The following is a 24,665-nucleotide window of genomic DNA, read 5'->3' as shown; positions in this document are numbered from 1 at the left end:
TGGGGTGAAGCTATGCAGAGATTAACTTGAAGGAGGATTTGTAAGAGATGAATCCATGGGGAAAAAGCTTGGAACAATCATACATATGCAACAGGAGGAGCGGCTTGGTGAAGCTGTGCATCGCTTTGCTGCTCATCCAGTCGTTTCTGATCACGGTACCCTATGACAACGTGTCAGCTCAAGGGAGTTTTCATCCAGCCTTGAGTGATCGTTGGGGCGGGGTCCAGCAGATTGCAGGAGGGCGTTACCATTCCCTCGCTTTAACAGCGGACGGGGAAGTGCTGGCTTGGGGATCGAATGAGTATGGCAAAACAACGGTGCCGCTTGAAGCACAGTCCAATATTATTTCGGTGAGCGCAGGACAGGATCACTCCCTGGCTCTCACATCCGGCGGCGAGGTCATCGCCTGGGGTGGGGGAAGATTCGGCGAAGCCAATGTACCGGCAGAAGCGAAAAGCGATATTATAGCGATTGCAGCGGGTCCTGCTGCCTTCCATTCGTTAGCCCTCACGTCCTCAGGGAAAGTCATTGCCTGGGGTTCCAATTCTTACGGTCAATCGGATGTGCCGAAAGAAGCGGAAAGCGGCGTTATCGCCATTGCGGCAGGGTATTGGCATTCTTTAGCGTTAACGGCTGCCGGAGAAGTGATTGCATGGGGAGATGGGAGCGAAGGAAAACTCGATGTGCCTGACGAGGTGCAGGGCCAGGTAGTAGCCATTAGTGCAGGATTTGAACATTCTTTGGCGTTAACGGCTTCGGGCAAGGTGGTTGCTTGGGGGCGCGACGATTACGGACAATCTTCTGTGCCGGAAGAAGCGGAAAGCGGCGTTATCGCCATTGCGGCAGGGGAAAAACATTCTCTGGCCTTGAAATCTGACGGCTCTGTCATTGCCTGGGGCATTTCAGACGGTTCGTGGGAAGACAACGGACAAACGGTTGTACCCGAAACTGCGAAAAGCGGTGTGATCGCGATTGCAGCGGGATACCGACATTCGCTTGCCTTGAAAGCGGATGGGACGATCATTGCCTGGGGGGATAATGGTCAAGGTCAGACTGACGTGCCGGAACATGTCCATGAACGTGTGAAAGCCAAACAATTGGCTGCCGAGAGAAACCATTCGCTTGCGTTAACCTCCGATGGCCAAGTACTCGGCTGGGGAAGCGATCTGTACAATCGCCTTGCGATTCCTGCCGATTTGCAAGATGTGCGCGCCATTGAGGTGGGGGAGGCGTTTTCCCTGGCATTAAAAGCCGATGGCACGATTGTGATCTGGGGAGACGGTTCTCATTATGCGGCGATTCCGCCTGAAGTGCAAGGACAGACAGTGGCAATCAGCGTAGGCAGCCATCACGCTTTGGCGTTGCAAGCCGATGGCACAGTCGTTGCCTGGGGTAGAATTGAAGGGGGAGAGTATGATAAGCGGCTCGATGTGCCTGATGATTTGGATCAGGTGATTGCCGTTAGTGCAGGATTGTTTCACTCCCTTGCTCTGAAGGTTGACGGTACAGTAGTGATTTGGGGAGCGAATCAATGGAACCAGCTGGATATGCCAAGTGGTCTGCATGATGTAAAAGCGATTAGCGCAGGACATTACCATTCCTTGGCGCTTAAAACGGATGGTACGGTGATCGCTTGGGGAGATAATGCGTATAAACAGTTAGAAGTGCCCGAAAACCTGCAGGATGTTGTGGCCATCAGTGCAGGTCGCCATCATTCCGTTGCTTTAAGATCGGACGGCACGGTAGTTGCCTGGGGAGATAACACATATAACCAACTCGAAGTTCCTTCTAATTTGCGTGAAGTTGTAGCGATTTCGGCAGGTACACATCTCACGTTAGCCTTGCAAGCTGACGGAGCGATTGTCGGTTGGGGCCGTAATGTCGATGATCAACTCATCATTCCAACAAGCGATCTCGAAACGATTGAGCTAACCGATCAAAGCGGTCGGGAATTGGAACTCTTGTTTGATCCATCGAAGCGGGAATACACGGTATTAATTGACAATCATGTTACGTTGGTGAACGTGCTCGCGACACTGGAAAATGCGGAATTTGCAGCTGTGTATGTGAATGGTAAGCGACAATCCGATCCCGCTATAGGAGTCAATATACCAGTAACCGATGAGCAAACGGTCGTTAACGTGGAAGTCGTCCCTTATTTGCAAAAAAGTAAAACGTATACGATAACGCTCTCACTAGAAGCGGAGCCAGAGCAAGTATCGAAACCTGTTGCAGAACCATCAGGCGGTGCAGTCCCGGCTGGTACAACGGTGACGTTGAGCACGTATACGAACGATGCAACGATTTACTACACGATGGACGGCAATACGCCTACTAGCAGCAGCATCGAATATACCGCGCCCATCGAAGTGACAACAGAGATGACGCTTAAGGCAATTGCGGTAAAGGACGGCATGCTGGACAGCGAAGTGCTGGAGGAGCAGTATACGATTGCAACGATACCTGCACCGGCGAATTTAACAGCTTCTGCGGCTGATCGCTCCGTTACATTAAAGTGGGATGCTGTCACGGGAACAGGCAGCGTGACTTACGCAGTTTACCAAGCGGAAGGCACATCAGCTCCTGTCGATCCGGCGAACTGGAAGCTCATTCAATCGAATGTTACAGCGAACTCCTACATCGTCACGGGATTGACGAATGGAACAACGTATGCATTTGTAGTGAAGGCTATCACTGTGGAGGGGGCCAGCGATTTCTCCAATGTAGCGACAGCGACCCCAAGAGCACTAGGGGGGAACGGCGGTTCCGGTGGTGGCGGAGGCGGTCGTGTGTTGTCCAACAATGCGGATCTTGCGGATCTGCAAGTATGGGCGGGGGGCAAACAATTAAATCTAAGCCCTTCATTTGCTTCTGGAACAACAGAATATACGGCACGTACAGAAGCCGAACGAATTGAGATTGTGGTCAAAGAAGCTCACTCCGCGGCGAAAGTGATATGGAAGGACAAGGTAATTACGGACAGTATTCAAGTCGATTTGGAGGAAGGCGACAATACGATTGAGCTAACGGTACAAGCGGAAAACGGCACGAAGAAAACCTATACGCTGACCATTTATCGTGAAATGCCAAAGCCAAATGAACCGGTTATTGCATTTACCGACATCGCTGGACACTGGGCGGAGGACTATATCATGCGTGCTGTAGAGAAAGGCTTTGTCAGCGGTTATCCAGATGGCACATTTAAACCGAATCATCCAGTCACACGCGCCGAGTTTACTGTGATGCTGGCAGGTGCATTGAAACTGGAAGGTGACGGCTCCGCGCTAACTTTCACGGATCATGACCGGATCGGCGGATGGGCGAAGCAAGCCGTTGCGCAGGCCGTACAAGCGGGCATCGTGGATGGATACAACGATGGCAGCTTCCGGCCAAACGCACAGATCACCCGCGTAGAAATGGCGGTGATGATCGCTCGGGCGTTACAACTACAGCTTAACGCGAATGCGTCAACCGGCTTTGCCGATGATGAAACGATTCCGCAGTGGGCGAAAGGTGCGGTCGAAGCCATCCGCAAACTTGGCATTGTCGATGGCCGCGGCGGAAACCGTTTTGTGCCGAACGAAACGGCTACCCGTGCAGAAGCGACGGTGATGCTGCTAAGATTGTTGGATAGATGATAGAGCATCGTGCTGACAAGTATTTCCCTCCGATTGGGAAGCGATCAGTTCCGACGAATCCGGGGAACAACAGCAGTGCGTGAACAAGGCCATGCTTGCGATGGAAAGAATTGATCTGGAAGCCTTGGAGAAGGCGAGGAGTGGACTTTATGACGGACAATGATGTGGAACTTGCGGTCTCCGCACATTAGAAAGGAAGTGAAAGGAAAATGAGACCGTTTAAATCATCCGTTCTGTTGGCGGCGTTAGTTCTTTTTTTCGGATGGACCTGGACACAACTGTTTGGGAATGTCGGCATATTGGTTCAGGCCGCCGATGACGGTGCATTCGCGCCGTTAAGCAGTGATTTTGCCGGCGGCTCAGGCACGGAAGAAGCCCCGTATATTATCGAAACCGCTGAACAGCTGAACAAAGTGAGAGATTATCTGGATGCCCATTTCAAATTGGGAGCCGATATTAATCTTTCAACTTACAGTTCCGGAGAAGGATGGTTGCCAATCGCAACGGAATACTCTTCTCCTTTTACCGGAACATTTGATGGCAACGGCTATCAAATTACAGGTTTAAAGATCAACCGTGAAGATGAGAACTACCAATCTTTGTTTGGAGTAACGTCAGAAACGGCTGTCATCCGGAATGTCCATCTCGAGGTCGTGGAGATCAAGGGGTATGATTACATCGGCGGGTTAGTAGGGTATAGCTACGGGATAATTGAAAACAGTACGGTAACGGGAACCCTTATTCGAGGAGAAATGAAGGTTGGCGGGTTAGCCGGTATTGTTAGAAATGACGTGATCGGGTCATCCGCCCATATCGAAGTTGTCGGAGAGCGTGAAGTCGGGGGTCTGGCAGGTCTATTTAGGGGTTCGACTGGTAAAAAGATTACGATTCGCGATTCATTTGCAACTGGTGACGTTGCGGGCATAAATAATCTTGTAGGTGGTTTAGTTGGCATAATTTCATCGGGAAATATAGGAAGTGTCAATGAAATCACGAATTCATATGCGACTGGGGAGGTTAATGGAGACCAGCTTGTAGGTGGATTTGTTGGTAAAGCTGAAGCCCTTCCATCTGGTGTGGTCAGAATTAAGAACTCCTATGCGACAGGGAATGTCAACGGTAAGCAATACGTGGGTGGTTTGATCGGATTTAATGTTACAAATGGTTACGATTCGCCAATAAGTTCAGTGATAGAAGTTGAGCATTGTTACGCGACAGGCAAGGTAACAGGTCATTCTGAGACTGGCGGGCTGGTCGGGGCGAATAATGAATATGAAGAAAGAGGAAATATCATTGAGGTCGCCGGCAGCTACTGGTTGACCGATAGCTATACGGATGGTGAACTCCCTGACAATGGAATCGGAATACCTGTGGAAGAGGCGGATCTCCGCGATCCGGAAACATTTAAGGATTGGGATCTCACAGAGGGCTGGTACCAGTACGACGGACATCGGCCATTTCTCCAATGGCAAAACCCGCTCATCTCCTGGGCTGCGTCCATTGCAAACGATCAGTTGAACCTTGACGACAAGACCCACATTACCGTGAATACGGAACATCAAAACGGGGATCGCTACAATGCGACAACAACCGCCAGGTATAGCGTTGATCCGGATGACCCCGAAATTGTGCGTGTTGATCCTAACGGGGAGGTCAGCACCGTCAAAGGCGGCAAAGCGACGATCACCGTCTCCTTATTCGACAAGTCCGAGACTCTCGACATCGTCGTGGACAGCGGAAATCCGGAACCGCCGACGATCACCCTTCATCCCGACGGCTGGACCAATGCTGCCAAAGTGGAAGTGGCGATCGACCACAGCGCCGCTAACCCAAGGCAGACAGATGTTCACACGATTCGTGTGAAAGTCGGTGACAAGGAGTGGGAGGATCGTGCATTTAACGGTACACCTATCCGCTTAGAGGTGACGGAAGAAGGGCAAACGAAGATCCAGGCGCAAGCGATGGATGACATCGGCAATAAGAGTACGATCGTTGAGCGGACCGTGAAGATCAGCAGAAGCGGCCTGAAGCTGGATGTGGATTTGTATTTTACCGATAATGACAGTAAAGCATATCCCAGCGGAACGTGGACGAACCAAAGTGTGACCGCAGCGGTTTATGCTTCTCATGACCACGGGATCGCGCTGCGGCCCATTGCATATTCGTTGGATGAAGGAGCGGCTTGGGAGATTTATCATGATCCGCTCGACTTCACAACAGAGGGGCAGTACTCGCTTTGGTTCAGAGTGGAAGATGTATTAGGCAATGAAATGAGCGAGCATGTACTCATCCGTATCGATCACACGAATCCGGAGATCGAATTGAAACCCGACGGCGATGAAACCCTTTCGCGGACCATATCCAGTCAAGTCAACGTGAAGGACGACGGCAGCGGGATCGATGCCGCTTCCCTCCGTTATGTTTGGTCAACGAGTTCAGACCCGTTGGATGAACATGCATATTGGCAACCTTTCATTAACCAAAGCACGTTGAGTCATGCAGACAAAAACGGCGGCGACTGGTATTTGCACATTTACGCCAAAGATCAGGTTGGTCAAGAGAGTTACCGAATATCCCGGCGCTTTCGTTTAGAGCGGGAGCCGGTTTCTTCAGAACCGCCGAGTCCGCCTGTCTATATCCGCTCCGGCAATGCAACACTGAGGGAGCTCATCTTGTCAGAAGGCGCGTTGATACCGGAATTTTCGGGGGACATTACGACGTACAAGGCTTTGATCCCGCATGATGCTGACAGCATCCAGCTCACGATCCGTGCTGCACATCATCAGGCTGGAATCAGCGTGAATGGTCGGCAAGTCCGGAGTGATCAGGGAAGCATTCGCATCCCCTTGCACACGGATACGGATATCATTGACATCGTGGTCACTGCAGAAGACGGAACGCGCAGAACGTATTCCATCACCGTGGAACGTATGCAAGAGGAGATGCCGGACCCGCCTTCCCCGGAGCCGTTATTTGCGGATATTGCGGGTCATTGGGCGGAGCCGTTCATTCAGGAAGCCTATGCAAAAGGCATCATTGCCGGATACCCTGACGGTACGTTTAGACCGGATCATGCCGTCACCCGCGCTGAATTTACGTTGATGCTCGTTCGTGCCTTGCGGCTGGAAGGAGAAGCGGGAGGCGATGCGCCTGCTTTTGCGGACGGGGAGCAAATTGGCGAATGGGCAAAGCAAGCGATTGATTTGGCGGCAAGGGCAGGCATTGTTTCAGGATATGAAGATGGAACACTTCGACCTGGTCGCCCGGTCACTCGTGTGGAAATGGCGGTGATGATCGCAAGAGCAACAGGAGCGGAGTTGACCGACCATACGCACACCCGATTTGCAGACGATGCCCGTATTCCGGCATGGGCGAAAAGTTACGTGGAAGAGGTTCGTATCATGGGCATCATTCACGGTCGCGATCGCAATCTCTTCGCGCCGAATGAGACGCTGACCCGCGCGGAAGCGGTCACCAGTATCCTGAGATTGTTGGAGCTGTTGTCACAATAAGGTTTGGTGCAGAAGCGCTTTTGCTTCTGCACCTTTTTTTTGCGGCGTGCCCAGCTAAGCACGCATCTTCTAGCCGGTGAAAGTCCGGTCGCGGGAAGGGCCAAGCCCCCGCGTAGCTAGGATACCTACGTATGGCGAAATCTGTACGTAGAAGCGTATCGACGAAAGTACCTGTCAGAGGCAGGGCGAGCAACATACCAGGCCGTAACATGAAAGTGAATCCTGCCGCGTCGTCAAAAAGGCCTCGCAAGAGGGAAAAGAGGAAGCCGAGTCCCGCGTACATGGACGAAGGCCATGGAAGCTGCCTAGAACTTGGAGCGGCAGTGAAGAATCCTCCGGCGTAGAGGGAACGGCATGGTATGAAAGAGGATGCAGTGAACTGGGGAGGCCCTCCCCTGCACGGTTGCAGAAACCGTAAAGAGGCCTTCTATAAGCCCCAGAGGTGAAGTGAACGGTCTGCAGGAAGGGAGTCCGAGGGGCTCATAGTACCGTGGAACGCAGGACAACACAACCTGCGGGAGGGAAGGAGCCCTGCTTTGTTCAAGTTTCTTGAGGAGGTACGAGTCAGTGAATGCCAAACGGCTAACAACACCAGAGGAAAACGTTCAACAACTCCAAGGGAAACTCGGTCATGCGGCCAAGGAGAACAAGAAGCGAAGATTTCGCGCGCTGTACGACAAGGTCTATCGGGTAGACATCTTATGGGAAGCGTGGCGAAGGGTACGAGCCAACGAGGGCTCGGCAGGAGTGGATGGAGAGACGTTGGCAGACATCGAGAAACAGGGAGAAATGCGTTTTGTGCTTGAATGTCAACGGCTACTGAAAGAAGGGAAGTACCATCCACAACCCGTTAGACGCCACTACATCTCGAAGAAAGATGGCAAACTGCGACCGCTGGGGATCCCGACGGTGAGAGACCGCGTCATCCAGATGGCGACCAAACTCGTCATGGAACCCATTTTCGAGGCGGATTTTCAGGACACGTCTTTCGGTTTTCGGCCTAAGCGGAGCGCGAAACAGGCGTTGGAGCGAATCCGGAAAGCATGCAACCGCAAAGGAAATTGGGTGGTCGACGTCGACATCCAAGGCTACTTCGACAACATCAATCAGGAGAAACTGATGAAGCTGATCGAAATGCGGATCAGTGACAGGCGAATCTTGAAGTTGGTGAGGAAGTGGTTAGGTGCGGGAGTGATGGAAGAAGGAAACATCCGACGCTCAGACTTGGGTACACCGCAAGGGGGAGTGATCTCACCACTGCTGGCGAACATCTACCTGAATTACTTTGATCTTCTGTGGGAACGACATGGCGGTAAGCTTGGGGAACTGACGCGTTATGCAGATGATCTGGTGATCATCTGCAAGACGAAGAAGGACGCACAGCGGGCCTATGAACTCATACGAGCGATTATGGAACGCCTGGAATTAACCCTGCACCCCACGAAAACGCGCATCGTTGGACTTTGGACTGGGGAAGAAGGCTTCGATTTTCTGGGCATGCATCATCGAAAGACGAAGGCCGAAACATCCAAAGGCCAAGTGTACTACACAACCCAGCAGTGGTTGTGCCGGAAGGCGGAAGAGCGAATACGGGAAGGGGTAAAAGAGCGATTAGCTCCGCCAGGTATGCGACGCCTGAGTTTCGAAGAGCACGTGGAGTACCTGAATCCAAAGATTCAAGGCTGGCGCAATTACTACTACACAGCTTACAGCCAGAGGAAGATGGCGAAGTTGGATTGGTATATCCGGCAGCGGTTTGCGAAGTGGTATGCTAAGAAACACAAACGCAGACGATGGTTGAGTTCGCTGCGCGAAGTGAAGTCTTTGTCTATTCAATATGGACTTAAAACGCTCTTGTAATCTGCATGCTCATGATGACGAACATCGGAAAGCCGTATGAGGGAAAACCTCACGTACGGTTTGATGAGGAGGGGCTGGGCCCCGCCCAGCCTTTCACTCTAGCCCGGCATGGGTGCCGTGCTTTAGGGGAAAGTCCCAAGCGGGGGCTGGCGAGCACCTACCGTTAGCCAAAAGTAAGGGTGTCCATCGTGAGGTGGAATCTGAAGGAAGCTGGAGGCAAACACTCGACCTGAGATACACGAATCCAATGTGAGGCTAGTACAGTCGGACGAGTCTGCGAAACAAGGCGAAGTCCTAAGCCGCCAAGGGCTGTATGGGTATATTGGACAGGTGCATGGATGAAAGTACGCATCCTTATCCGAGGAGGCCTGCACGGAACGCCATCTGAGGATGGTAACCAAGGCCGTAAGGTTTTGCTGAGCGTGCAGGAGTCAGCAAAGGTCATAGTGCGTGAGTAAGGTACGCCTGAAAAAGGGAAGGGCCAAATGTCAACTCAAGGATGGATCAGACGTTTTCGAGAACGACGCGTTGAAGCAGAATTCCTGACGGAACTCTTCCAAGGAAAGATGGGTGAAGCCCGGAGGGCCTTGAAGTGATGGTTAAGCGTCGTCCGGCAAACTCCGAGCCCCATGAGCACTGGCCGCTTATACGACAACAACTATTAGAAGGGGCCTATCAAACGGCACCAGTCCGAAGGGTCGAAATCCCGAAACCCGACGGCGTAGTCAGATTATTTGGCATTTCGTCTGTGGTAGATCGCTTTATCCAACAGGCTCTTCTCCAAGTGCTTACTCCTATCTTTGAAGCCCATTTTGTCAATGACAATTGAAACCGATCGGGAAGATATAAAGCGGCTTTTTGCTCCGGTTGCACCGGGAATTAAGCTGGGAATTCAAGCATTAAGAGAAGTACATGAGGTAGGGATAACTATACAAGCGTCAATTTCACCTGTACTGCCGTTCACTCCGGATTTCCCAAAGTTACTGGAAGGTATCGTAGATCGGATATGGATAGATACACTTAATATCGGGAATGGTTTGATGGGGAAACGCTCTGAACGACTCGGCAAGCCACAGTTGTTCAAAGCCTATGGACATTCGGAATGGTATCAAAAAGATATCCATCACAGAGTAGAAAAGTACTTTAAGAAAACATTCCCTCAAGAAATGATTCAAGTTTCCAAAGAAGAAGCTTTTCCGGTCTTTGAGAAAGGTACTTAGTTCAGATGAAACCATACCTGGATACTAATTCGCAGGCTATATAGTTTGCCCCTTAAGGATAACTCTCAACATAACTGTCGCAATATAAGCACAAGATAAGACAAGACTTTTCCAGAAAACCAACGAAATGGAGTCTATACATGTCAGTTAAACAACATCTGAGTTTAAGTGGTACTGCTGGCTTAATTGCAATGAGGTAACAGAAGATTTTGATCGTATTATTGCGAAACTATCTTCCGCTAATTTAGCTGAACTTCAGCAATAGAGCGTGCTAGTCCTTGGTGATTTCGAAAATGCAGAGCACGCCTTAATTCGATTTCATTCCATCTGCCATACTGGAGATGTTTTTGGCAATAGGAGGGCAGAGCAAGTGCAGCTTGTTCATTCATTGCATGCAGGGTCGAGCGGCGGACAATGACCAGCACCTATATATAATGAGTAATCTGAACAACCTGCAGCGCATTAAGCTCTTGAATTATTCTTCGGGATCCACCAGTTCACTAGCTTCCACCCTCAACGGGATTTTCTTCACTTTGTTCAGTTTCCTTACATGTAAAGCTGGTTATTGACCGAGATGTAATCGCGACAGCATTAAGTGGCCATTTTTAATTTTTTTCGGCAACAGATACATCCCATCTTTTCTGTAACCGAGATTAAACTCTCGGCGCATGTGGATGATGATCTCGAAATACTCACATTATTTTCCCTCAAATTGATTCATCATTTTTTCGAGCTTTCTGACAAAGCTTAGAACCTCTCTTGTTGGGACCATTTCTTCCATAATGTGATCACCTCGCCATCATTATAGCTCACGATGCCGAAGATTTCTAATCTGTACAAAGAGCTTTCTATCCTCTCCGATTTATTTTTTTCGCAGAAAGGTCCGATTTTGGCTTCAAAATGAAACGGATGATAGAGGGGCATGTCCCCTGCTGTTTTTCTGTACCTTGAAAATCAAATACCATCCATTCCGGTACGTTCCTCGCATGTCTAGGAAGCCAAATTGCAGGTGCGCCATGACCACCCTGCCTTTTTTCGGAAAAGAAGACAACAAGGTGAGAGCGATTTTTGTCCATGCAATAATAAATGGTGGTTCCATTTAAGGCGATGACCCATGCGGGGGATAATGATACTTCCGTCCAGCCACAGCTCTGCTTTTAGGCAGATCACGCAATGGGGGCGGCTTGCAGCGATCCTGGGAGAGGTATTCTGACAATACCTATGAGGCCGTTAACCACCGGCCGCTGGAATTGGATTTATGCGATACAACCAAAACAAGGAAGAACAGAGATGCGTATAAGGTGATCGTCCTTTGTCGCATCTCTGTTTTAGATGTAATGAACCAAACGGGGGGGTTATGATGAGTCGAAAATTAATCAGATATAGCATGCAAATTGCCATGTTGAAACAATTATTTGCTCTGTCATTGATTTCGGAAAAAGAGTTTACTCTTATCAAAAACAAAACCATGAAGGAATACGATGTTGTTTCAGACCTGACTTCTTGATTCATACAATTGTTGGTCTGCTTAACTCTTATTACACTGATCGTGATAATAAGACGAAAGGAGCCTTAACAATGGGGTATGCAGTTGAAGTAATCAAAGCCAATCGGAAGCTATCAGATCGTGTTGGAGGAAGGCCAGACCGTCTGCGCGTTGCTCCTTATGCCAGAGTGAGTACCGACACGGAAGAACAGTTAAGCAGCTATAAGTCGCAAGTTGCTCACTATACAGATATGGTTAGCCAACGAAACGATTGGATATTGGTGGACATTTACGCGGATGAAGCCATCACGGGAACCCAAGTGAAGAAACGTGATGATTTTCAACGGCTGATAAAGGATTGCATGGATGGCAAAATTGATATGGTTATTACCAAGTCCATTTCAAGGTTTGCCAGAAATACTGTGGACACTTTGAAATATGTTCGCATGTTGAAAGAAAGAAACGTTGCTGTATTTTTTGAGAAAGAGAATATCAACACGCTTACTATGGATGGGGAAATGTTACTAACCATTTTAAGTTCGGTTGCTCAACAAGAGGTTGAGAATATTTCTTCTATTGTAAAAATGGGCTTGAAAATGAAAATGCAACGTGGGGAACTGGTTGGATTTCAAAGCTGCCTTGGATATGACTATGATCCCGTTACCAAACAGATATCGGTAAACGAAGAAGAAGCTAAGATTGTACGCTACATCTTTGAGCGCTATATTTCTGGTGTTGGTGCATACGTGATTGCAAAAGAACTGATGGAATTTGGATATAAGACGAAAAGAGGGAATCCCGAATGGAATGATACAACTGTTCTAGGCATTATTAAGAATGAGAAATATAAAGGTGATCTCCTTCAGGGAAAGACGTTTACTCTTGATCCCATTTCCAAGCGCAGACTCGAAAATCATGGTGAGGAAGATCAATACTACATCAAAAATCATCATGAGCCTATTGTCAGTGAGGAAGTCTTTAACAAGGCACAGGATATATTGCACCGTAGAGGAAAAAATCGCGTTAAGCTTAAACAAGGGAGTAAACGGGAAAAATACAGTAGGAAATTCGCTTTTAGCAGCAAGTTGGAATGTGCGTTCTGTGGTTCCAACTTCTCACGGCGGAGTTGGAATAGTGGTACTTCACATGAAAAAACAATTTGGCAGTGTACAACTAACACGAAGAAGGGAAAAAGATTTTGTCCGCATAGCAAAGGAATAGAAGAAAAAATTATTGAAGGCGCATTTATTGAAACGTACAAATTAGTTTGCAGTAATCATAAGGATGCGTTAGATGAACTTTTTATCAGAATGGAATCCGTATTTAGCGAACAAAACAATCAGAAGCGATTGAACAAAATTATGAGTGAAATTCAGGCGCTTGAACATAAGCGCTGTAAACTGATCGACTTGCATCTGGAAGAAAAAATAGACCGCCCAACATATGAGCGTAAGTTTGAGGAACTCGAATCCACGTTGACCGAACTGCTCGACGAAAGAGAGGGATTGGAGGAAGCGGCGCAAGAAGAAATCAATATCGAGAAAAGAATTGAACATTTCCGCAAAGTGCTTCAAACGAATGCCATCCTGTCTACATTTGACCGGAATGTGTTTGAGAGCGTCGTTGATAAAGTTATAATTGGAGAGAGCCTTGATGATGGCAACTCTAATCCTTATAAGTTAACTTTTATTTATAAAACAGGCTTTACGAGCAGCGTTCAAGCCAAGATGGGCAGGCAAAATCGAAAAAAGCCCTCAGTAAATGAAAGGAGTGATTCATGTTCCTATTCCCAACTCAACACATGTGGAGTGTGTGGTGTTGTTGGTTAGGAATGACAGATAGTTTGAGGTATACTGACGTGCAAACAGCAATGAAGCGGGTGAGTCCCGCATTTTATAAGACAGGTTGGAGGACGGCTTTATAAGCCGTCTTTTTTATGTTCCATTAAGAGTCTGATAGTAAAGAAATGTCAGGTTCTGCTTTCCCGTTCTCCATGCAGTAAGAAGGACGTCCACTACACTATTACAAGAACAAGAAAGGACACTCGATAATATCGAGCATCCTTACGGCCCCCCTCCCAACCGCTATAGCTTCGCTCTTATTAAGAAACGATGCGAATTGGTCTTAATCCCCTTCTCGGTCTGATTCTCCTTTATAAACTGTTGGAGGATGTGAAAATCAGCCTCAGTCTGTCCAAAGCCAGGAATGATGGGTGTATGCTTTAGTAAAAATATCAGGTCTTCAGCCGTTTGGTAATATTCATTCACGTTATATTCAAACGACTGAATGTCGCTAAACCCGGCTCTACTTAGCGCATCCAGATAGGTTTGTTTTAATGTGCCGGGTGTGGTTCCCCATGCCTGGCCTCTGCCGAACGCTTCTTTAATATTGATTTTATCGTTTTCGCTTACTTGCTGGGTTAGGAATGTACCGCCGTTCACTATAACCTTAGCGACCTCTGTCGCGGAAAATTCTGAATGTCTGCAGGAGACAATATCAAAAAAGCGATGCGGAAATTCCAGATGCTCTGCGTCCATCTTGAAGAAGCGGACGTTCGATTTGCCTGATTTCGCAACATTTCTAGTTGCCTTTTCAATCATGCCAGCCGATCGGTCAATCCCGATGAGCAGCCATGCGGATTCAGCAATGGATAAGATCGCTTCCCCGCCGCCAGTGCCAATGTCCAGCAATATGTCCGATTTCTTGCAGACATTTGTGACTTCTCGGTACAAATCCCAAGGTGCATCTTCCGTTACGCATTTCACTCGGCTGAAATCCCAGCCATTCCTCCTGCCGACTTTATCATAAAACGTTCTGTAATCCGATGGATTCAATTTTACTCCACCTTTCAATGAGGATAAAATAGGGACTGTATCATGCAATGCTTTAGCTTCATGAGATCAAAAGGGCAGACTTCTCCCTTGATGGCTGGTACGCGTTTTGTCCAGCCCGAAAGCTAAATATCTCGAACGATACGGAAAGTCATCCACGACACCTCATTTGAAAGATTGATTCCATTATAGTTCGAAGAGAGCTGCTCACTCAACTCAGTAAAAGCAGTTTGGACAGAGATGTGGCAATGTTACGTGCTGTTTAGGCATACCTCAACATACGTTATCTATATCGATATCATGTTGGCCAAGATGGGTTAAGTGAACCCGCGGAAAGGGAGTGGATCATGATGATTCGTAAACCAACGGCAGATGAGCATGCGGAGTGTATCAAGCTTTTGTATATGTCCGGAAAGAATATCTTCCGTTATTTTTTTATCGTTAGAGAGCCTGAGATTTATAACTGCATCGAGGTGTTCTATACCAAGCCGGATGTCCTGTTCAGCCGTGAGAATATGCTTGTGAAGATCGAGAATGAGAAGGTATGCGGACTACTTCTCTCTGTGCCTACTATAGATATGGAGCAGATGGACAAAAACATGATGAAATACGGGAGAGAGCTGTTTCAGACAGCTGGCTTTACCAATGCCATCAAAATGATGTTTCGTTCCGGACTGCAAAAGTATTTGACCGTCATGAATAAGGAGGACGAATATTATATCTCCAACCTGGCTGTGTTCGAGGAGTGCAGAGGCAGAGGCTTCGGGGTAGAATTGCTAAGGAAAGCGGAGGAGCTGGCCAGAGAAGCGGGATATCATAAGCTGGTATTAACCGTGGAGTTTCAGAATCGTGAGGCGAAGAGGATATATGAAAAGTTCGGGTTACGTCAGACGGATCAAGTCGAGCTCCCGAAGAAATACCACAAGTATGGGCTGGACGGCTTTTATAAGATGGAGAAGGTGCTAAACGAATAGCTTGGGGACCATTGTGACGCCCATGCTAATCGAATTGTTGGAGCAGGATATAAAGTTATTGAGCGTAGCTGAGCGCGATATAAATTCTATTTTATGCAGCTTATATCGTTCGTGTTATCGTCATAATAATTATTCGATGGTATAATCTACTAATTAAAGAAAAAGTACAATTGTGTTATATGACTACAGGCGGTGGAAAATGAGAATTTCACATAACCTTCCTGCACTTAATACTTTACATAGGTTAAACCAGAATCATAGATCGACATCCAATTCATTAGCGAAATTATCTTCCGGACGACGTATCAATAAAGCCGCAGATGATGCGGCAGGCTTGGCGATATCCGAAAAGATGAGGTCTCAAATTCGTGGATTGAATCAAGCGGAGAGAAATATTCAGGATGGTATCTCCTTAATTCAAACAGCGGAAGGCGGATTACAAGAAATCACGGATATTATAAAAAGACAGCGAGAATTAATAGTTCGTGGCTTAAATGATACACTTACCGATAACGATCGACAGAAGATTGATCAAGAGCTCCGTCAGCTGACGGAGGAAATTAACAGTATCTCTGAAAAAACGCAGTTTAATACGATAGGTTTGTTGTCGGTCGACCATGTCATATTCGCTGATCGTTCAAGCAGCAATATTGATGTATCAGTGAGTAACCCGTCGCCAGCAACCTCGGTACAGACCATTGTGGAATACAAACCAAAAGGCACCCTCCCGGAAGAAAGGCATTTAGTAAGAAGCACTGACACAACGGATACTAACCATTCTTACTCGAATACAAATAGTACAGCATCCATCGTTTTGCCGGATGGAAGAGAAGGATATAATGAGCGCAACGTTGATATTCTAACAACGACGAAGACAGATACCAATGTCAGTGTGTATGAAACATTGACCCCTACAGACGATCCGGAATTTGAAAAAACCCAAATCATTTACTCGGTAGGAAGGAATGATACTATTTTCGGACCGAAAGGGTTTGGAAATGCCTATGGTTCGCTGCTCGAATATATTGAAGTGAACGGAAATTCGAGAGAATTAATATATACTTCTCGTAGTAACCCGGGTACTGTTCCGGCCTGGGATTTTATGCGGTTTCCCAACACTGATATATCGATTACGAGGTATAGGACAGTAACAGCTGACAATTCCATGGAGATTACTTATGTGATAACTAATGGAGATTCGTCTGATGCCAATATTAAACTTCAGAATATGGTTAACCCTCCTTCGAATTCGACGATTACCGATGGTGGTGGAAATCCTATAGCTTCTGGAACTCAGATTACAACCCCGCCAAGCACGTTTCATATGACGGGTACGGATGCTAATGCTGACATCATATTTAATGATGCGCTTGGGCTCCCGCCAACAGAAATTAGCGTAGACAATCCGACATCAGGACAGCCTAGAATTAATTTTGATTGGGATCTGTCCGTCCCTCAAGGTGGAAGTATAACACTTGGATTCCATTACGGCCCGTTCTCGCTGAATGTTGATGTGTTTGAACGAACGCGAGAAACTGTTGTGACGCAGCAAATTGAAACTACGGTCTTAACGGACATCACAGATATTGACTACACGACTAAAACGCTTGACATCCAAGCCGGGGCTAATGAAGGTGAAGTAATCTCAATCCCTCTATTTAATGTGAGTTCGCAAAAATTGGGGATTGCAGACTTGGGCGTATCTCCACCTGCCATACCAGAGAAAGCATTAGCTCAAGCAGATGGAGCGATTGAAAGGATTTTAAATTATAGAGGGTTGTATGGTGCTATGCAAAATCGTTTGGAACACACGATGAATAATGTGGGAAATGTGGCTCTTAATATGACAGCAGCCGAATCTCGCATACGAGATGCAGACATGGCTAAAGAAATGACAAGTCTGACGAAAACAAACCTGTTAACTCAATCGGCTCAAGCGATGTTGGCACAGGCCAATCAGCATCCCCAAGCGGTCCTCCAGTTATTGAAATCTTAATCTTACATTCGTCCCATATACATAAAGGAGAGGCGATGGGCACTCTTAAGGTCAACCAAGAACTTCTGGTGCACCTATTGTTGTAAGAGCTTATAGATGGCTCTGCCACTAAACCTATTGAAAGTTGAACCCAACTGAGAACCACCGAAGCACGCTTTGCTTGCGCATCCTTGCGCATGCAGAGCGTTTTTTTATCCTCCGCCACGTACCCTCCTCTACCCTCTTTGGTCACTTTCCGCTCTCTGCCCATCTGCTTCGTTGTTGCTGTCCTAACAACGCCGGTTCGTTGGCAGGAACGCCGGCTGGCATTGTTCAAGGACGCTGCTTTTTTCGTATAATGAATGAAATACGGTCATGAATAGAGGTGGAGACGATGAACGGATTTCGTATAGCAGCAAAACAGGGGCATATTGAGATTCAGCTGGAAGAAGTGTATGGCTTCCCTGAAGCGACCAGCCATTTTGGTGGATATGACGCCAAGGCCAGCGTGGAGATTAAGAGCGGGAAATATTCGGTGAAAGGGGAAATGTACGTCACGACCGGAGAGATCTCCCTCTTCTATGATCAGTTAAAAGCTTGCTATCAGCGCCTGGGCGGTGAAGTGGAGTTTACCAATTATGATGTCAGCCTGGAGATGAAATTGACCTTTAATGCCCAAGGGCAGGTGCTCATCACGGGCAAGTTCAAGGAGCGTCCTGATCAGGACAATGAATTGCTGTTTGAAATGGAGAGCGACCAGAGCTATATGATATCTGCCCTGGAGGATATGGAACAGATTGTGCGGCAGTATGGCGGGATGGAGGGGAAGCGGGGAGGATAGGGATGGACTTGGCTATCCCCGCTTATGGAATGCAGGGGCAGTGCTCCTCCTTGCCTCTCACGGTCTGATAATTTCGATTGGCCGTTTGCTGCGTGATAGATAGACAAACATTGCGATTTGTATGAGAAGTGGGATCAGAGAGAGATCAATGAAAATAAACAATGCGGGAGAAATAATACCCGCTATGATAACCAACCAACGTTTAGCCCCTTGCCTTACATTGTCAGTTTTCAATAGAGAGAGCATGCTGATAATAAACGTTGTTGAAACCAACAGTGTTATTCCCAAGGCTAAATAGTTTAATCTTATCCATAAGTTATCACCCTGACTCCAAACCATAGCAATGATCCAAATCATTATTATGAGTGCAATAGATAAAATTATAGGCCAAAATGGGGCGCACAATCTTCTGATATAGTTGATCATATCCGCGCCTTCTTGGTCATCGATGATGATATCCAACTGGCGTTTGAGCTTGTCCACTTCGTTCACGATTAATGCTTGGAGAGAGCTGAGAACGGCTGAGTCGAACGCCTTGTAGTAATCTCGGATGATGGTGCGCTGCATATCAGATAGGTAAGGTCCGCATTCTCCGATCAAGGTGAACATGTGCTGTCTGCTCTGTTCATTATTCAGATGCAATGTGCTAGCGATGCTTGTCTCAAGTTTCGTAAATAGTCCCAGCTTCAACTGTACAGTTCTGAGTTTGTCCTGCTCCTTGCTGTCAATCATCGATTTGAACTGTTTATACATCCAGACAAGAATTGTACCGATAATTGAAATTAAAAGGGTCTCTGTCGTATTCGCTTTAATGAATGCAGCCAAATCCGCCCACATAGCTATTTCTCGCTCCTTAGTCCTGATTGAAATAGTTCTTTGGAATTATTCGCCAAACGAACGGATTCTCCTCTATAATCTAGCATGATATGTGAGCGGCGTTCTTGAACAGTGCGTGCGCATTGGGATGGCGAAGGAATCCACCATTGAATATTCACAAATATATCTTTTCGGCTTCTGATTCTATAGAAAAGGGGAAGGATCATAGATGGGCAGACCGGAAATGAACGTGGCTCTCGTGTGCGGGCCGGATTGTGATATGGAAACCCAGGCGGTTCGTGCTTCGCTGGAGTATTTTGGAGCCAGAGTATTTACATATTGGGTGGGAAGGCCCCATGATTTAATTTCGGTATTGACGGGTGAAGACCTCTATCCGGATACCGATATGATTCTCCTCAATTTTCATGGTGACGAGGGGAAATTGATCATGCCCGAATTGGACGAAAGTATCTATGAAGACGGGGAACCGCACGGAGATTTTGGACCTGGTGAAATCAAGCGATTTGCCATGCTTCATGGAAAAACTGTGATCGCCAGCGGCTGCACACTGGGAGACCCGGCAACAGCCAAGGCGTTTATGGAGTCCGGGTGCCTAGCTTATATCGGCCCGGATGATTATCCGGATGGGAGCATGGCGCTTATGTTTGTCATTCGCTTCTTCTATGAAATGATTCACCACAAGAAGGATATAAAAGAAGCCTTCCATTTGGCCCGTGCGGTGGACGAGGATATGTCGATGTATCGATTGTATCAATGAACATGGCGCTCATATTTTAGTTCTAAATAGGAACATTTGTTTGCTTTTATATGGGATATTATAGTATGCTAATGATAGGTGGGAGAATATGGATCGCGGAGGCGTTGTGTATGGCTGTTAAGAAGAAGGAAGTATTGGACGAGTTCTCAAGCTTTGTACCTTGGGTCGAGAGTCTTAAGCAATCGGCTGAAGACGTATGGCGGAAGCCGATAGCCGAAGGCAAGTGGTCGCTTCGGGAGATTCTAACCCACATCATGCACTGGGATAAGAATAGCCTGGAAGTGATGGTTCCCCGCATGGACGAGGGGGCGGTGTTGTTATTCGTTGATATCGAGGAGCATAATCGGGAAGCTGAGGTCGTGGCGCAGTCCTACGATTGTCTAGAGAACCTCATTGACGACGTGGTGGAGACGCGCAAGAAGCTGCTTGAATTATTAGAGGAAAGATACGAGGATGACTTGAAACTAACCATCGACAATGAAGAGTATACATATAAGAGATTTGTAGACATCTTCATTCATCATGATGCGCATCATAGACAGCAGGTCGAAGCTTTTTTAAAGCAGGAGAGGCAAGTCTAATGGCATAATGGCCGTATCCTTACCTGGGTTATACATACGATGAACATCTATTCACAACGATATATAGAGCCTTTCACCTCCAGAAGTGGGAGAAAGGCTCTTGTTTATTGTATATGCTTCATGAGGTCAGATTATCTCCACGCACTCAACCGCTCGGTTCTGTGAACGAAGGAGGAGGACATGGACTTCATTCGGGCGTTGAGCAGCAGCTGCCTGCCCTCCAGGTTACGAGTGAACCTCACCTCGGCCTGGCCTACGAGAAGGTTCCATTGCCGGCAGAACAATTCGGCATTCTCCTTGTTGCGTCCAATCCATTGCGGTACTGCATGATAATCCTCCCGGTTAATCGGGCCGAGCTTGGACTTGCGAAGCAGCAGATAACGCGGGTTCTCAATCGGATCGAACAGCTCCCGGACCGCATCCAGAAACAGAGTCTGCTCATAGGTGGTCCCGCCCTCAAGCCAGCAGTATACGTAGCCGTTAGAATCACGGTCTGTCTGTACGGTCACTTCTTTCCGGGTCTTTATCAGGTTTATCTGGGTCAGAGTGAGGAGCAGAGCCTCTCCAACATGCTTCATGTTGTCCTCGACCGTCCCGTTGCGGATAAACAGGCGGATTGCTTTGAATGTATAAGGCAGCGCCGCTAATATACCAATGATGGCTGCAAATGTGATGAAACCGAGAAAGGCTTTGGACGACCCCTGGACCCCACCGTTGATTCCACTTAACAGCCGGGAAAAGGTCACCACTCCGATCAATCCTGCCTGAATAAGCAGCGCTCGCAGCGTGTTTATCCATACAAAAGGCTTCGGCATCACCTCGGCTTCCATCCTGATCTCCTCAACCATTCTTCCATTCTGACCACGGGCTATCGCGCGATCCCAACGCTCTTGTAGGTGCTTACGTTCTCCCGCAAGTGTCAGCATGATGTCGTTCATTCGCTGGATGCTGTCCTCTTGAAAAGGCGGCGGCTCCAGTGCCATTCGGTCTATGCCGTTCTCGATGGCATTTCCTTTATTCGACAGTCCAACAAATGTCTTGAATCTGCGGGCCAGGGTGTTCATATCATAATCGTACTCCTGGCCATGCAGCCGGGGTTCGGTGCAGACCAGGTGCCAGATGGTGGATGTTTTGCCGGGGTTCCCCGGCTGGGTCCGGATCGCTCTTCCTCTCATCTGGTTGGACAGCATGAAGCTGCCGACATAAGAGGCCAGAATCAAGGAGTTAATGCAAGGGGCATCCCAGCCCTCATCCAGCAGCGCAGTTGTTCCGGTCAAGACATGGATCTCCCCGCGGCTGAACAGCTCGGTTATCATGCTGACTGTGAGCTGGTTCGTTTTCCCCTGCAAGCGGAGCACGGCGTAATTAGGGTCATGCGGCAGCTGGTGATGCGTGTATGTTCCCGGAGCGCCTCTCTCTTGCCATATGACATCCAATACCGGCATAGCACTTGTTGGGAGAATGACGATGGAGCCGGTTAACACACCTAACTTGAGGTTCGGTGTTTGGCCGCGCCTGAGCTTCTCAAATATCGGAATGACGCCCAGTCGATTCAGCGGCTTCTCATCATCTGCGCTTGTAGGAAGATCCGGAAGCCGGATATAGTCGGTCAGTACCACCATCCGCAGCTCTTCATGCAGGCTCTGTCGTTCAAACTGAACAATGTTCTGAATGCTCTGCAGCTTGGAGACACTGCCTACAAGCAGGCGGTCCAGCTTCCGGTTCGATTGCAGATATACTTTCCTTCTCTCTACGGCGCCCATGCGCTGCAGCCACGTCCGAATTTCTTGGATGACTTCCTGGTCTTCTTGTCGCTTGGATATCAGGTTGTCCTGGAATAGAACGCCGTTCAGCAGCTCTTCCAGCCATTCCAGAGTAAGACTCGGGATCGATTTCGGGTCAGCGCCCAGAACGTGGAGCAGTGGCTTCCACTGCGAACTTCCCGCTTCTTTTAGAAAAATAACGATACTCGAAAAATAGCCAGGTCGCGATAAAATGGCTTCCATATGGTCGGTGGTCGATCGAACCCACGGGTGCTGTTCTACCATCCGCAGGAACGCGGAATTCTCCAGAAGCTTGCTCCGAACCGCATGGGCTTCTCGCTGGAAAGCATGGATTCGCTTTCGCTCTTCTGCAGCAGGTGAAGAGAAATAAATATAATCCTGATGGGGGCATAGATCCCCTTCACGAACCAGCTCGGGCACGCTAATCTCTAGGTCAATTGGGCCGCACAATTCGATATACTTCTGCCACTCGGCAGGGGACACATCGTAAGGCGGAGTGGCGGTCAATGCAACCAGATTAGGGCGCGTGAGCCGATCGCGGAAAGCCATGGTGCTTCGCCACCACTCAGCACGCAGATGGTGGGCTTCATCGAGCACAAGGGTTTCATAACCAACCTGCCTCAAGACAGCCTCTATATCAACCGCCCTGCCGGATACCGATGAAGCTTCCGCTGGAGAATTCGGCCAGTCCACTGATGCGCTTCCAGCTGTTTCGCCGCCATGTTCGATGGATGAATGGCCGCCTTCTTCAGACATGTCCTCCTCGGGCAGCTGCTCATCGAGGAGTTCATCCATTTCTCCCTCCACACTGTCCACTCCGGTTACGTCATACTCGAACCCGTCCTCGTCTCCAGTTGAGCCGTTCTGCGAAACCAGGCTGTGAAGAGCTTGATACGTGGTGACTGTCAGGAATTTAGGATTGCGCAAATCACCGGAAATCCAATCCGGCGTTTCCTGCTCCTGCATAAACAGCTTCACTAACCGGTCAATCCATTGCTCCTTAATGGTGATCGTCGGTGCTAGAATTAATGTTGGCTTATTCAGCCGCCTTATGATTTCGAGTCCAACCACGGTTTTGCCTGATCCCGGAGGTGCCACAAGATGAAAATGACGATTGCTCAAATAGCGGTCAAGCTGGTCCAGCACCTTCTGCTGATAGCTTCTCCAGGGATAGATAAAAGCGAGATTTGCTGGGAATGATTTCATAATGGCATCCTTTCTATGGTGGGTATGCTGTTTACATTTTACCAGAATGCAGCCTATCATGTTGAGGAATACCAGCTTCCCTGGTGCGAACCCCAAGCGCACATGAAATCCCTGGGAGGTTCGCACCCCGCGTCCCGCAAGGGGTTCAGCCGATTTGGTAGAAAATAGGGGGAGGTTATAGTATGCTAAAAAGGAGGTTCGCACTTTTGAACTTATAAAGCCTTGTACAACAATGGGTTATAAGGTGTGCTGTCGCACTCTATACGGGTGCGTGGATTGAAATACCACCACTTAATCAAGTCTTTAAGCCACAACAGGTCGCACTCTATACGGGTGCGTGGATTGAAATGGTAGAGAAGAAAAAAGATAGGTTTTTGTATCATGTCGCACTCTATACGGGTGCGTGGATTGAAATGCTTGTCAGGGAGTGGAGCGCGTCCAGGTCGTGCTTGTCGCACTCTATACGGGTGCGTGGATTGAAATTCCCTGGTGCTTTAAGTAAAAGTAAGCACAGACGTCGCACTCTATACGGGTGCGTGGATTGAAATATCGCGAGGATACGTTCCCATGCGTCTTCTAACGGTCGCACTCTATACGGGTGCGTGGATTGAAATGGGTCGTGCAGTGGGGAAGATTGAGAATCTGGAAAGTCGCACTCTATACGGGTGCGTGGATTGAAATCCTTGATATGCTCTAACAGACGCTGACAACTTAACGTCGCACTCTATACGGGTGCGTGGATTGAAATCTCCCAGGCCGAAGCAGCCCAAGAGCTGACCACATGGTCGCACTCTATACGGGTGCGTGGATTGAAATAGCAAGCCTATAACGCGAGTTGAGCTGGGGGTAGGATTGTCGCACTCTATACGGGTGCGTGGATTGAAATACGCTCAACCTCTAAATCAGTCATTTGTGGATTATGTCGCACTCTATACGGGTGCGTGGATTGAAATCCACCTGAGTATATGAGCTCCCCCACTTCCAAGTCGTCGCACTCTATACGGGTGCGTGGATTGAAATAACTACACAAACTCGGTCATCAATTACGTAATCGTCGCACTCTATACGGGTGCGTGGATTGAAATATCTAAATAAGGAGTTATATAAATATACTTGTTCTCAGTCGCACTCTATACGGGTGCGTGGATTGAAATGCCATTGCT

At 48.1% G+C, this 24,665-nt stretch carries 13 protein-coding genes, 2 pseudogenes and 1 CRISPR repeat array (1 of these 16 running past the window's edge); of the genes and pseudogenes, 12 read left to right on the top strand and 3 right to left on the bottom strand.

Annotation, left to right across the window (positions count from 1 at the left end; all coding sequences use genetic code 11):
• Positions 1–107 precede the first annotated feature (107 nt).
• The 7 genes and pseudogenes from CHH75_RS04835 (at position 108) to CHH75_RS04800 (ending at position 13,545) form a co-directional block, all read left to right on the top strand.
• Positions 108–3,638, top strand: a complete 3,531-nt coding sequence (locus CHH75_RS04835; RefSeq protein ID WP_176475465.1) for an RCC1 domain-containing protein — start codon at positions 108–110, stop codon at positions 3,636–3,638.
• Positions 3,639–3,847: 209 nt separating this feature from the next.
• Entirely contained in the window at positions 3,848–7,150 is a 3,303-nt protein-coding gene (locus tag CHH75_RS04830; protein ID WP_095397573.1) for an S-layer homology domain-containing protein, read from the top strand.
• Between the two features lie 567 nt (positions 7,151–7,717).
• Positions 7,718–9,010, top strand: coding sequence for a group II intron reverse transcriptase/maturase (ltrA, locus tag CHH75_RS04825; RefSeq protein ID WP_095397572.1), 1,293 nt, complete (start codon positions 7,718–7,720; stop codon positions 9,008–9,010).
• A 634-nt stretch (positions 9,011–9,644) separates the two neighbouring features.
• Positions 9,645–9,824, top strand: a pseudogene (locus CHH75_RS25155) (group II intron reverse transcriptase/maturase); the annotation flags it as partial.
• A gap of 4 nt (positions 9,825–9,828) precedes the next feature.
• Positions 9,829–10,230: a hypothetical protein gene (locus tag CHH75_RS04815; RefSeq protein WP_155609839.1), complete on the top strand. Its 402-nt coding sequence runs from the start codon at positions 9,829–9,831 to the stop codon at positions 10,228–10,230.
• Between the two features lie 154 nt (positions 10,231–10,384).
• A pseudogene (locus CHH75_RS25150) lies at positions 10,385–10,624 on the top strand (GTP cyclohydrolase); the annotation flags it as partial.
• A 1,184-nt stretch (positions 10,625–11,808) separates the two neighbouring features.
• Positions 11,809–13,545, top strand: a complete 1,737-nt coding sequence (locus CHH75_RS04800) for a recombinase family protein (RefSeq protein ID WP_095397570.1) — start codon at positions 11,809–11,811, stop codon at positions 13,543–13,545.
• A gap of 255 nt (positions 13,546–13,800) precedes the next feature.
• Here the strand turns inward: CHH75_RS04800 and CHH75_RS04795 are convergent, their stop codons facing one another.
• Positions 13,801–14,550 (bottom strand): class I SAM-dependent methyltransferase, encoded by a 750-nt coding sequence (locus CHH75_RS04795; protein WP_095265449.1) that lies wholly within the window; start codon positions 14,548–14,550, stop codon positions 13,801–13,803.
• Between the two features lie 401 nt (positions 14,551–14,951).
• Here CHH75_RS04795 and CHH75_RS04790 point away from each other — a divergent pair, with 401 nt between their 5' ends.
• The 3 genes from CHH75_RS04790 (at position 14,952) to CHH75_RS04780 (ending at position 18,337) form a co-directional block, all read left to right on the top strand.
• On the top strand, positions 14,952–15,521 hold the full coding sequence (locus CHH75_RS04790) for a GNAT family N-acetyltransferase (RefSeq protein WP_176475464.1): 570 nt from the start codon (positions 14,952–14,954) through the stop codon (positions 15,519–15,521).
• A 199-nt stretch (positions 15,522–15,720) separates the two neighbouring features.
• Positions 15,721–17,517, top strand: a complete 1,797-nt coding sequence (locus CHH75_RS25465; RefSeq protein WP_095397569.1) for a flagellin N-terminal helical domain-containing protein — start codon at positions 15,721–15,723, stop codon at positions 17,515–17,517.
• Between the two features lie 373 nt (positions 17,518–17,890).
• Positions 17,891–18,337 carry a WapI family immunity protein gene (locus CHH75_RS04780; protein ID WP_095397568.1) on the top strand — a complete coding sequence of 149 codons (447 nt, stop codon included), beginning with the start codon at positions 17,891–17,893 and terminating at the stop codon, positions 18,335–18,337.
• Positions 18,338–18,394: 57 nt separating this feature from the next.
• On the opposite strand, the gene CHH75_RS04775 is transcribed toward CHH75_RS04780, so the two are convergent.
• Positions 18,395–19,174 carry a hypothetical protein gene (locus tag CHH75_RS04775; RefSeq protein WP_095265445.1) on the bottom strand — a complete coding sequence of 260 codons (780 nt, stop codon included), beginning with the start codon at positions 19,172–19,174 and terminating at the stop codon, positions 18,395–18,397.
• A gap of 208 nt (positions 19,175–19,382) precedes the next feature.
• Between CHH75_RS04775 and CHH75_RS04770 the strand changes: the two genes are divergently transcribed.
• Complete coding sequence (locus CHH75_RS04770) at positions 19,383–19,931, top strand: delta-aminolevulinic acid dehydratase (protein WP_095265444.1); 549 nt, start codon at positions 19,383–19,385, stop codon at positions 19,929–19,931.
• Between the two features lie 110 nt (positions 19,932–20,041).
• On the top strand, positions 20,042–20,512 hold the full coding sequence (locus tag CHH75_RS04765) for a DinB family protein (protein WP_095265443.1): 471 nt from the start codon (positions 20,042–20,044) through the stop codon (positions 20,510–20,512).
• Between the two features lie 131 nt (positions 20,513–20,643).
• On the opposite strand, the gene CHH75_RS04760 is transcribed toward CHH75_RS04765, so the two are convergent.
• Positions 20,644–23,502: a DEAD/DEAH box helicase family protein gene (locus tag CHH75_RS04760; RefSeq protein ID WP_176475463.1), complete on the bottom strand. Its 2,859-nt coding sequence runs from the start codon at positions 23,500–23,502 to the stop codon at positions 20,644–20,646.
• Positions 23,503–23,753: 251 nt separating this feature from the next.
• Positions 23,754–24,665: direct repeats of the CRISPR family, unit length 32 nt; unit sequence GTCGCACTCTATACGGGTGCGTGGATTGAAAT; it runs 796 nt beyond the window's last position.

The organism is Paenibacillus sp. 7541 (genome assembly GCF_002276395.1).
GTDB classification, from domain to species: domain Bacteria; phylum Bacillota; class Bacilli; order Paenibacillales; family Paenibacillaceae; genus Paenibacillus_AQ; species Paenibacillus_AQ campinasensis.
Note: the sequence above shows the minus strand (reverse complement) of the source record. Positions and strands in the feature narration are given on the sequence as shown.